The organism is Tessaracoccus caeni, from assembly GCF_029211185.1.
Classification (GTDB): Bacteria; Actinomycetota; Actinomycetes; order Propionibacteriales; family Propionibacteriaceae; genus Arachnia; species Arachnia caeni.
This window is the reverse complement of sequence record NZ_JARGDO010000027.1, coordinates 38506-48645: the sequence shown is the minus strand read 5'-3', so window position 1 is coordinate 48645 and position 10140 is coordinate 38506. Positions and strand designations below refer to the sequence as shown.

12 protein-coding genes are annotated in these 10140 nt (G+C 69.0%); 6 read left to right on the top strand and 6 right to left on the bottom strand.

Annotated elements, in window-relative coordinates:
• Positions 1 to 206: 206 nt before the first annotated feature.
• From P0D62_RS17855 to P0D62_RS17840, 4 genes are all read right to left on the bottom strand, one after another.
• The gene (locus tag P0D62_RS17855) at positions 207 to 1172 is read right to left on the bottom strand and encodes a VWA domain-containing protein (RefSeq protein ID WP_275703892.1); all 966 of its coding nucleotides are present in this window, start codon (positions 1170 to 1172) and stop codon (positions 207 to 209) included.
• Positions 1169 to 2134 (bottom strand): VWA domain-containing protein, encoded by a 966-nt coding sequence (locus P0D62_RS17850; protein WP_275703891.1) that lies wholly within the window; start codon positions 2132 to 2134, stop codon positions 1169 to 1171. The genes P0D62_RS17855 and P0D62_RS17850 overlap by 4 nt, the downstream gene beginning before the upstream one ends.
• On the bottom strand, positions 2131 to 3129 hold the full coding sequence (locus tag P0D62_RS17845; protein WP_275703894.1) for a DUF58 domain-containing protein: 999 nt from the start codon (positions 3127 to 3129) through the stop codon (positions 2131 to 2133). The genes P0D62_RS17850 and P0D62_RS17845 overlap by 4 nt, the downstream gene beginning before the upstream one ends.
• Before the next feature lie 74 nt (positions 3130 to 3203).
• On the bottom strand, positions 3204 to 4355 hold the full coding sequence (locus P0D62_RS17840; protein WP_275703890.1) for an AAA family ATPase: 1152 nt from the start codon (positions 4353 to 4355) through the stop codon (positions 3204 to 3206).
• An 18-nt stretch (positions 4356 to 4373) separates the two neighbouring features.
• Between P0D62_RS17840 and P0D62_RS17835 the strand changes: the two genes are divergently transcribed.
• From P0D62_RS17835 to P0D62_RS17825, 3 genes are read left to right on the top strand one after another with little or no spacing between them, the layout of a single operon-like run.
• On the top strand, positions 4374 to 5336 hold the full coding sequence (locus tag P0D62_RS17835) for a hypothetical protein (protein ID WP_275703889.1): 963 nt from the start codon (positions 4374 to 4376) through the stop codon (positions 5334 to 5336).
• Between the two features lie 21 nt (positions 5337 to 5357).
• On the top strand, positions 5358 to 6080 hold the full coding sequence (locus P0D62_RS17830) for a sulfite exporter TauE/SafE family protein (protein WP_275703888.1): 723 nt from the start codon (positions 5358 to 5360) through the stop codon (positions 6078 to 6080).
• A gap of 10 nt (positions 6081 to 6090) precedes the next feature.
• Positions 6091 to 7005 (top strand): polysaccharide deacetylase family protein, encoded by a 915-nt coding sequence (locus tag P0D62_RS17825; protein ID WP_275703887.1) that lies wholly within the window; start codon positions 6091 to 6093, stop codon positions 7003 to 7005.
• Between the two features lie 73 nt (positions 7006 to 7078).
• Here the strand turns inward: P0D62_RS17825 and P0D62_RS17820 are convergent, their stop codons facing one another.
• Positions 7079 to 7780 (bottom strand): NRDE family protein, encoded by a 702-nt coding sequence (locus tag P0D62_RS17820; protein WP_275703886.1) that lies wholly within the window; start codon positions 7778 to 7780, stop codon positions 7079 to 7081.
• Between the two features lie 69 nt (positions 7781 to 7849).
• Here P0D62_RS17820 and coaBC point away from each other — a divergent pair, with 69 nt between their 5' ends.
• Complete coding sequence (gene coaBC, locus P0D62_RS17815) at positions 7850 to 9067, top strand: bifunctional phosphopantothenoylcysteine decarboxylase/phosphopantothenate--cysteine ligase CoaBC (protein WP_275703885.1); 1218 nt, start codon at positions 7850 to 7852, stop codon at positions 9065 to 9067.
• A 31-nt stretch (positions 9068 to 9098) separates the two neighbouring features.
• On the opposite strand, the gene P0D62_RS17810 is transcribed toward coaBC, so the two are convergent.
• Entirely contained in the window at positions 9099 to 9470 is a 372-nt protein-coding gene (locus P0D62_RS17810; RefSeq protein WP_275703884.1) for a VOC family protein, read from the bottom strand.
• A 106-nt stretch (positions 9471 to 9576) separates the two neighbouring features.
• Between P0D62_RS17810 and P0D62_RS17805 the strand changes: the two genes are divergently transcribed.
• On the top strand, positions 9577 to 9840 hold the full coding sequence (locus tag P0D62_RS17805) for a type II toxin-antitoxin system Phd/YefM family antitoxin (protein WP_275703883.1): 264 nt from the start codon (positions 9577 to 9579) through the stop codon (positions 9838 to 9840).
• Complete coding sequence (locus P0D62_RS17800; protein WP_275703882.1) at positions 9837 to 10097, top strand: type II toxin-antitoxin system RelE family toxin; 261 nt, start codon at positions 9837 to 9839, stop codon at positions 10095 to 10097. The genes P0D62_RS17805 and P0D62_RS17800 overlap by 4 nt, the downstream gene beginning before the upstream one ends.
• Positions 10098 to 10140 lie beyond the last annotated feature (43 nt).

Genomic DNA, 10140 nt, shown 5'->3' with positions numbered 1-10140 from the left:
GCAAAACCCCAACCGCACACGCCAACGACTGATCAAAGCCCTCAACACCCTCGGATACGACGTCACCCTCACCCTCAAAGAAGCCGCCTAACCCCCACACCAACAGACCATCTTCGTAACAGGCTCGCTGGCGCTCGCACCTCAAAGAGCGTGATGTGGGTCCGCGCCTCGGAGCCCGGGATGCGGGTTCGCGCCTCGGAGCGCGGTCAGGGCCAGCGGGCGGCGAGGGAGATGACGCCGAGGGCGGCAAGGGCGGCGAAGATGAGGGCGAGGCCGGCGTAGCGGTCGGTGATCTCGGCCGGGACCGCCTCGTAGCCGACGGACTGGCGGATCGCGTCGTACACCTCGTCGAGCTGAGAGGCCGTCTCGGCCGAGAACTTCTTGCCACCGGAGGCCTTGGCAACCTCGGTCATCTCGTAGTGGTCGACAGGCACGCGCTGGTAGACGCCGTCCTGCTCGACGTAGCCGTCCTGGGTGCCGTAAGCGATCGTATAAACGGGCACGCCCCACTCACCGGCGGTTTCCGCAGCCCCCACCGATGAGCGCCCCATGTTGGTGGCGCCGTCGGAAAGCAGCACCACCGCGGCGGGGGCGACGGCTTCGGGATCGTCGGGATCCTCCGGCACCAGGGCCAAGGCATCGAGCGACGAATAGATGCCCTCGCCCACCGCCGTCGACGGCGCCAGCTCGAGCGCGTCGATGGCGCGGGAGACCGCTCCTCGGTCCACCGTGGGCGGAACCGCGATCGCCGGCGTGCCCGCGAAAGTGACCAGCGCGACGTTGAACCGAGGAGGGAGCGAGGCAAGGAAGCCCTTGGCCGAGTCCTTGGCCGCCGCGATCCTGGTGGGGGCCACGTCGTCGGCCTCCATCGACCACGAGACGTCCATCGCGATCACGATGGTGGCGCGATCTCGGGGCTCCAGCACGTAGGCCTTGGGCGTCGCCCAGGCCACCACCAGCGACGCCAGCGAAAGCAGGGCCAACAGCACCGCGCTGTGTCGCTTCCAGGCCGCATCCCTGGGCACCACGGCGCGCAGCCGGTTGGACAGCGTCTTGGCCTGTTTGGCGACGCGACCGGAGGCCAGCACGTAGGCCAGCCCGATCAGCGGCACCAGCCCCAGTGCCCAGAGCCGCTCCGGTCGGAGGAACTCGAGCGCGAGCTGCGTCATCATCGGGGCCACCTCGCCGCCATCATCACCGCGCCGAGAGCAGCTACGATCGCGAAGCCCAGGGCGAAGAAGGCGTAGCGCGCCGTCACCGGCTTCTTGACCTCCTCGTAGCCCACCGACGAGCCGATCTCCTGGTAGGCCTTGTCCAGCGCCTCGGCCGACGAGGCTTCGACCGACCGCCCGCCCGTCGCCTCGGCGATCTCGGCCATCGTCTCGGGATCGGGCGCGACGTTCTCGCGTTTGCCGTCCAGGTCGACGAAGCCATTCTCCGTGCCGTAGGCGATGGTGTAGATCGGCACCTCGGCGTCCACCGCCTGGTCAACGGCGTCCGAGGGATCGGGGCCGTCGGTATTGGTGCCATCCGAGAGGATCACGATCATCGCCGGAGCAGGTTCTGCCGCGTCATCCCCGACCGGAGCCTGAGCGATGGCCTTGAGCGCCACGTCGATGGCGCTGCCGAGCGCAGTGCCGTCCTCGAAGTCCAGCGCGTCCAGCGCACGACCGATCGCCCCGCGGTCGGTGGACGGCGGCATCTTGATCGACGGCGTGGCAGAGAGGTTGACCAGTGCCACGTTGAACCCGGGTGGCAGCGATTCGATGTACTCCTTGGCCTTGGCCTTGGCTGCGGTCAGCCGATCCGGCTCGACGTCGGCGGCGGCCATCGAGCGCGAGGTGTCGACGACCATCACGACGGTGGCCCGCTCACGCGGCTCCTTGCTGACGCCGAGCGGCTGCGCCCACGCCATGCCCAGCGCGAAGAGCGAGCACAGCGACATGGCCACGGCCAGGTGCCGCGTCCACTGACGCTGAGATCCGACGACGCGGCCCAGCACGCCGGTATTGGTGTAGCGCATCGAGACGCGTCCCTTGAGGCGCAGCACGATCAGATAGGCGATGATCAGCAGCGGCAGCACCAGCAGCGACCAGAGTCGGTCGGGGCTCAGGAACTCAGGTATCCAGCTCACTTGCTCACCCCCCGGGGCGGCTGATGCAGGATACCGGCGGTGCGTCGGTAGTTGAGCACGAAGCGGGCGATATCGGCCACCCAGTCGCGGTCGGTGCGCAGCTGGATGTGTCCGGCGCCGGCACGTCGCAGGGCGGTGCGGATGCGGTCGCGCTGAGCTTGCGTCGCCTGATCCATGCGTCGACGGGCGGCGGGGTCGCTGGTATTGATGTAGCGGGCGAAGCTGGTTTCAGGGTCGCGGATGAGCATCTCCCCGACGTCAGGCAGCTCCATCTCGTGCCGATCGACCACCTCGACGCACAGCACCTGGTTGCGCACCCCCAGCCGGCGGAGCGACCGCTCCCACGGCGGGGGAACCTCCGGATCGAGCTCGGCGTCGCCGGCGGTCAGGAAGTCGGAGACGACCACGCGCATGCCGCGGCGGCGCTGCGAGCGGGCGAGTTGCTCGATGCCGTCGGCGAGCTCATAGCGGCCGGTGGCGTTGTCGGGGACGATCGGGTCCGTCAGCATGGTGCGCAGCAGGCCGTACAGCGCCGTGCGGCCGGAACGGGCGGGGATGCGTCGGATGGAGTCGGGGCGCATCATCATGCCGCCGAACCGGTCGCCCATGCGCTGGCTGAGGAAGCCGATGGTGGCGATGGCGGCGATGCCGAGATCGCGCTTGGTGATGCCCTCGGTGCCCCAGTTCATCGACGGGGTGACGTCGAGCAGGCCCCACACCTCGAGTTCACGATCGGCGACGGTGTCGCGCACGTGGGTCTCGCCGGTGCGGGCCGTCACCGCCCAGTCGATCTTGCGCACGTCGTCCTGCCCCGGGTGATAGACCCGCGCGTCGTTGGACTCGCTGCCCGGTCCGGGGAGCAGCCCCAGGTGGTCGCCCTGCAGGAAGCCCTCCAACCGTCGCACCACGGTGAGCTCCAGCCGACGCAGCGCCGCCTCCGGTGCGAGCCGGTTGAGCGGCACCGTCGGGCCGGAGGGCGCCTTGAGCACCGACATGGCCGCGTCGGCCTGCGGCGCCGGCGGGATCGGCGCTCCGGTGGGTGGCTGGAAGGAGACGTCCACGTGCCTGATCAGAGCCGACCGGGCTGATGCGAGTGCTGGGCGTGGCGCTGTTGACGCTGCTGGTCGTTCCACACGGGGGTGGGCGCCGGCACCATGGCGACGATGCGCTCCACCACGTCGATGGGGTCGATGTTGTCGGCCACCGCGTCGAAGCCGAGCACGATGCGGTGCGCCATCACGTCCTTGGCCACGGCCTGGACGTCGGTGGGCAGCACGTAGTCGCGGCCGTTGATCAGCGCGAGCGCGCGCGAGGCGGCCACCAGGCCGAGCGTGGCGCGCGGCGAGCAGCCGATCTGGATCACGGGCTCCAGATCGGGCATGTCGAACTCCGACGGCGTCCGGGAGGCCAGCACCAGGCGCACGATGTACTCGGCCACCAGGTTGTGCACGAAGACGCCAGAGGCGAGCTGCTGGAGGTGGCGCACCAGATCGGGGTTGAGCACCTGCTCGGCGGTGGGCGGCGTGACGCTCATCCGGCGCAGGATGTCGAGCTCCTCGTTGCCGCGCGGGTACGGCACGTCGACCTTCACCAGGAAGCGGTCGCGCTGGGCCTCGGGCAGCGGGTAGACGCCTTCCGACTCGACGGGGTTCTGCGTCGCGATCACGATGAACGGATCGGGCACCGGGTAGGTGCGCCCGCCGATGGAGACCTGCTTCTCCGCCATCAGCTCGAGCATCGCCGACTGCACCTTGGCGGGCGCGCGGTTGATCTCATCGGCCAGCACGAAGTTGGCGAACACCGGCCCCAGCTCGATGGCGAAGCTCTCCGTCTTGGCGGAGTAGATGCGGGTGCCGACGATGTCGGAGGGCACCAGGTCTGGGGTGAACTGGACGCGCGCGAAGTCGCCGCCGACGACGGTGGCGAAGGAGCGCACGGCCAACGTCTTGGCCACGCCGGGCACGCCCTCGAGGAGGCAGTGCCCCTTCGCGAGAAGCGCCACCATGAGTTGTTGCACCATGTGCTCCTGGCCCACGATGACGCGCTGCACCTGGCTGATTGCCTGGCCGAGCAGGGTGGCTGCCTCTGCCACGCTCTGAGGCCGATCGATCTGCTCGGTCACCTGGGCCGCTCCTTGGGTGTGATCACGACGAACGGCGTCCACGATACCGGGTTGCTGCAGTAGTGCCGCCGCGATCCGCTGTGCTGAAGCTTCGGGCATGTGGTGTGATGGGACGCGATGACCGACGAGACTCCTGACGCCTCCCCGGCCGGCCAGCCCGTGCCGGGCGACGAGGCGTCGTCTCTTCCGCTCGCCCAGCATCACCCGCTCGATCCCGGAGACCCGGCGAAGGTAGGCGCGTTCTGGCTGACCTCGCGTCTCGCGGAGACCCCGGCGGGCGTCGTCTACGGGGCTAACGAAGACGGTGGCGAACCGGTGATGCTGGTTCTGCTCTCCGAGGGCGCCGCCGCCGATCACGCGGCGAGGGAGCGCTTCGCCGGCGAGGTCAACGCGATGCACATCGACACCGTGGTGGCTCGTGGCGGTCATGGCCAGGACGACGGGCGGATGGGAGTGCGGTTCCGCAGCGAGTCCGACGACCCGCACCTGTCGACCCTCGCTCCCCTGGCGCCGTGGGCTGCTTTGGCCTTCGACGGCACCGTCAAGGCGGTCTTCGAGGCCGTCCGCGTGCTCCGCGCCGTCGATCTCCTGGTGACGCCGCCCCTGAGCGAGCCCGCAGGCCCCGACTACCGCCTGCACTGGATCAACGACGCCGCCCCGGGGGTCTCGCGTACCTGGGCCCTCGCGTGGCCCGGACGGCGGGACCGCGCCGGCTGGGTGAGCATCCTGGTGTCGTGGCTGCTGATGATCCTGCTCGCCGCGTTGGGGCTGCTCCTGGCGATCCTCGTCTTCCAGAACGCCCCATTGGTCAGCCCTCCCCCGCCCGTGCCGACGCAGGCCAGCGGCGAGGGGTCGGGTGAGCCGACGTCCGGACCGCCGCAGTCGGGCGAGCCGACATCCGGTCAGCCTTCCTCCGGAGAGCCGACGTCTGCTGATCCGGATTCGGGCGAGCCCTCCGAGTCCGGTGGATCGCCGTCACCCGGCGACGAGCCGCCCACCCGGCTCGGCACGCCGACCATGACCGACCCGTCCGGCGACGCCTCGGGCCCCGGCGACCCGACGCCGAACCGGCGTCTCTAGCGAAGGGCAGTCGAGACGACCGTGGGCATCAATGTGTGGCTCGTGGCGCTGGCGATCGTCCTGGGATTCGCCGGAGGCTTCGTGCAAGGCGTAATCGGGTTCGGAATGGGTGTGTTGGCCGTCCCCATCCTGGCGCTGGTCGACCCGTCGCTGGTGCCCGTCGCCACCCTGCTGGCCGGCGCCGGTCTTCCCGTGATGACCCTGCTGCAGGAGCGCCAGCACCTGGACAAGAAGGCGCTCGGCTGGGTTCTGCTCGGACAGACGCCGACCACGGCCCTGGGCGTCTGGCTCGTCGCCGTGCTGCCGCTGAACGGCCTGAAGGCCGTCATCGCCGCCTTGGTGCTGATGATGGTGTTCCTCAGCGTCGTGCGCATCCGGGTGCCGCTCACTCCCGTCACCCTGACCGGAGCCGGAGCCATCTCCGGCGTCTCGGGAACCGCCGCCGGCATCGGAGGGCCGCCGATCGCGATCGTGATGGCCGACATGACGCCCGCCGCCGTGCGCGCCACCCTCGCTGCCACCTTCCTTGTGGGCACGGCCGTCTCGCTCGGAGGGCTCGCGATGGGTGGCGTCGTGCAGGGCTACGCGTTGGTCATCGGCGTACTGATGATGCCGGCCACCCTGCTCGGGATGGCCGCGTCGCGGAGAGCGCGCAACCACCTGACGCCGAAGGGCTTCCGGATCGGAATGCTCACGCTGTCGACGGTCTCCGCGTCGATCCTGCTGATCGACGCGCTGTTCTGAGAGGAGCCCCATGACGAGTCCGACATCGACGCCACTGAGCCGGCGGCTGCTGCTGGCATCCGCCGGTGGCGCGGGTCTCACGGTGTTGGCTTGCGCCCCCGGACCGGACGGGGAGCCCAGCCCGACGGCCACCCCCTCACCCTCTCCTACCCCTTCCCCCTCTGCCTCGCCGAGCGCCACGGCCGTCGCCTCGCCCTCTGCCACCCCGACGCCGGCAGGGCCTGATCCGGCCGAGGTCGCGGCCCGGTTCGCCGACGCGACGCCCACCGACTGGGGCATGGACCTGCCCGGCATCGTCTCGCGCCTCGACGAGCCGCTGACCTCCGACGGCCGCCCCCGGGTGGCGCTGACCTTCGACGCGTGCGGTGGGAAGCATGGTTCCGGCGTCGACGACGAACTCCTCGACTACTTGATCGACGCGAGAGTGCCAACCACGCTGTTCGTGAACCTGCGCTGGATCGACGCCAACCCCAGGTTCATAGAGAAGCTGATCGCCGAGCCGCTGTTCGAGCTGGGCAACCATGGCACCCGGCACGTGCCGCTCTCGGTGACCGGACGCGAGGCCTACGGCATAGCCGGCTCGGCCAATGCCCAGGAGGCCGTCGACGAGGTGTGGGGCTGTCACGAGCGGCTGACCTCCTTGACCGGCATCCCTCCGCGGTTCTTCCGTTCCGGCACGGCGCACTACGACGACGTGGGCGTCGCGATCGCCCTCGCGCTCGGCGAGGTGCCCGTCGGTTTCAGCACCAATGGAGACGCCGGCGCCACCTACCCCGCCGCGACGGTGCGCTCAGAGGTGGCCGCCGTCGAGCCCGGCGGCATCGTGATCGCCCACTTCAACCGCCCCGACGGCGACACCGCCGAAGGCTTCCGGACTGCCATCGACGACCTGCTGGCCGACGGCGTCGAGTTCGTACACATCTAGGGCCTGCCCCACGCTCTCCTCGAGGCTCGGCCGCGAGCGGCCTCGCACCTCGAAGAGCGTAAAGCGGGGAGAGTCAGCCGGCCCAGACCCCTGGAGTCGGCAGCACGATGGAGTCGAGATCCACAGCGCCCTCCCGCACCTCGGCGGTGCAGATCAGCAGCGACATGGTGGGGATGCCGTAGGGGTGGTTGTCTCGGATGATGGCTTGGTCATCCAACGGACCGACGGCTGTTGTGGAGCGCAGCAGACCGAGCCATGCCTCCCGCCAATCATCGTTCGGCAGGCCAGCGAGGGCGGCGAACTCGGGCAGCCAGCGACGGATACGCGCGGTGCGGGGATCATCGACATCGTCATGAGCGATCATGTGCACTCCGGGCCGAAGCTGCTGCGTGCTCAGCTCGCTTCCGTCCCAGCTCGTCACTCGGCAGCGTCCGCCGTCGACTTCGATCAGATTGAAGCCCTCGGTACGCGGTCGCTCCGGCACGGGTTCCCCGGCGATCACGGCCAGCGGCAGGGTGCCTCGTGACTCCGGCGCATCAGCCGGATCAAGGGGTGGCGTCGCGCGATTGACCAGCACCGCAAGCGCCCCGCGCGATCCATCGGCGGCCAGCCACGCACCGCCGGCGCGCCGGTCTCGGACGCCGATCACTCCGGGGTGGGCCTCCCACCACTCGCCCGGGGGATCCCAGGCGCGCAGCGGATCTTCGTCGCGCACGGCCAGCACCCGCGTCGGATCGTCCGGGCGATCAGGCACCTCGACCACCACCGTGCACATACTTCCCGCCCTTCGCTGACAACTTCCGCGAGTCTGGCAGGGGCGCCACCCGGATGCAAGGATGGACGAATGATGATCGTGCTCGGAGTGAGCGGCGGCATCGCCGCGTACAAGGCGGTGGCGCTGGCCAGGCTGCTGGTGGAAGACGGCCATGACGTGCACGTCGTGCCCACCGACGACGCGCTGCGCTTCGTGGGGCTGCCCACTTGGGAGGCGATCAGCCGGAACAAAGTGACTGCGTCGGTGCACGACGACGTGGCAGAGGTGCGCCACGTCGCGCTCGGCCAGCGGGCCGACTTGGTGATCGTCGCCCCCGCCACGGCCAATACCCTGGCCAAAATGGCGACGGGCCTGGCCGACAATCTGCTGGGCACCACCCTGCTCGCCACCAAGGCTCCGGTTCTGGTGGCGCCGGCGATGCACACCGAGATGTGGCAGCACCCAGCCACCCAAGCCAACATGACGACGCTGATCGCTCGCGGGGTGCACGTCATCGGGCCGGACACAGGTCGGCTGACCGGAGCGGACAGCGGGCGCGGCCGGATGAGCGAGCCCGAGGCCATCGCTGCCGAAGCACGTCGGCTACTCTCCTCCGGCGATCTGGCGGGGCTGAAGGTGGTGGTCTCGGCGGGCGGCACGCGGGAGCCGATCGATCCGGTGCGCTTCCTCGGCAACCGCTCCAGCGGGCGGCAGGGCGTCGCGGTGGCGGCCGCCGCAGCGGATCGCGGAGCCGACGTGGTTCTCGTGGCAGCGAACATCGATGCCTCGGTGCTGAGCGACGTCACCGGTCGCGCCACTGTTCACATCGAGCGGGCGGGCAGCGCGGCAGAGCTTCAGCGCATCGTCGAGGCCGAGGCCGGCGGTGCCGATGTCGTGGTGATGACCGCAGCGGTGGCCGACTACCGCGTGGCGGAGGTGGCCGACGGAAAGCTGCGCAAGGAGGCCTCCGACGGCCCTCCGGTGCTGCACTTGGTGGAGAATCCAGACATCCTGGCCGGCCTCGTCACGCGTCGTCCCGCCGGCCAGATCGTGGTGGGTTTCGCTGCAGAAACGGCGGATACCGAGGACGAGTTGCTGGACTACGGCCGCCGCAAACGCCGCCGCAAGGGCGTCGACCTGCTGGCCGTGAACCGCGTCGGCTGGAACGCCGGCTTCGAGACCGCCACCAACACCTTGTACCTGATCGACGCTGCGGACGAGGTGATCGGCCGCGCCGAAGGCAGCAAACGCCAGGCAGCCGACGGCCTGTGGGACGCCGTGCTCACCCTGCGCAACGGCATCGGCTAGACACTGGTGACGACGCCGTTCTGTCGGCCTCCTAGTTCTGCGGTCGCTCGTTGAACTGAAGCTTATGGCCGTCGGGAGCATCGACTGTGGCGTAGACGCCCCACGGCTCTCGGTTCACGTCTGAGGTGATTGCTCCACGGGCGCGAAGCTCCGCGACGGTCGCGTCAACGTCATCTGCCATAAAGGTCAGGTAGGCACCTTCACCCACCTGCTTTCCGAATCCCTGAGCCGAAGCCAGCACGAGCGAGGTTTGTGCCCCCGTAGGCTTCACTTCAAGCCAACGTGAACCTTCGCCCATGTCCGCATCCATCACCACTTCGAAGCCGAGTGTGTCGCGGTAGAAGGTGAGCGCTTCGTCTTGGTCACTGACATACAGCACGGCTGAGGCGATTGAAGTGATCATGGCCCGATGGTAGACCCCAGAAACGATCGCTTCTGGGCTGAACGTCGACCCGCTGTCCGGACCCGCGAGCGGTGTACACAATGACGCTATTCGCTACTATTGCCACATGGACACTGTGACGACCAAGGTCTCGACGCGCGAACTGCGCAGTCATCTCTCAGATGTTCTCGGCCGCGCCATGTATGCGGGTGAGCGCATCGGCGTAACCCGCAACGGGAAGCTCGCAGCCGTGGTTGTGAGCGTGGCCGACCTGGAAGCACTCGAAGAGTTCGAGATGGCCCAGGACATCGCTGCCTACCGGCAGGCGAAGGTCGACGATGACGGCACTCGCGTGACACTCGATGAGCTGCGCGCCGACCTCACCTCGTGAACTATCGCGTCGAGTTCACCACGGCGGCTGCCCGCCAAGTGAAGAAGCTGCCACTGCCGGCGCGCGATCGCGTCCTCGACGCGATCGACGACCTGCAAAACGACCCTCGACCGCCTGGGGCGAAGAAGCTCGTCGGGGAGCAGAGCGCCTGGCGTATCCGAGTTGGTGACTACAGGGTGATATACGACGTGTTCGACGGCGAGCTGGTCGTCACCGTCGTAAGAGCCGGCCATCGCCGAGAGGTATATGAGCGGTAACGACCATTTCCGAGCCGATCGGGGTGTGCCGGGTATCCTCGCG

Coding starts and splice junctions, on each gene's coding strand:
- P0D62_RS17855 (WP_275703892.1), bottom strand. CDS start 1,172: ATGATGACGCAGCTCGCGCTCGAGTTCCTCCGACCGGAGCGGCTCTGG.
- P0D62_RS17845 (WP_275703894.1), bottom strand. CDS start 3,129: ATGTCGGTGCTCAAGGCGCCCTCCGGCCCGACGGTGCCGCTCAACCGG.
- P0D62_RS17840 (WP_275703890.1), bottom strand. CDS start 4,355: ATGCCCGAAGCTTCAGCACAGCGGATCGCGGCGGCACTACTGCAGCAA.
- P0D62_RS17835 (WP_275703889.1), top strand. CDS start 4,374: ATGACCGACGAGACTCCTGACGCCTCCCCGGCCGGCCAGCCCGTGCCG.
- P0D62_RS17825 (WP_275703887.1), top strand. CDS start 6,091: ATGACGAGTCCGACATCGACGCCACTGAGCCGGCGGCTGCTGCTGGCA.
- P0D62_RS17820 (WP_275703886.1), bottom strand. CDS start 7,780: ATGTGCACGGTGGTGGTCGAGGTGCCTGATCGCCCGGACGATCCGACG.
- coaBC (WP_275703885.1), top strand. CDS start 7,850: ATGATGATCGTGCTCGGAGTGAGCGGCGGCATCGCCGCGTACAAGGCG.
- P0D62_RS17810 (WP_275703884.1), bottom strand. CDS start 9,470: ATGATCACTTCAATCGCCTCAGCCGTGCTGTATGTCAGTGACCAAGAC.
- P0D62_RS17805 (WP_275703883.1), top strand. CDS start 9,577: ATGGACACTGTGACGACCAAGGTCTCGACGCGCGAACTGCGCAGTCAT.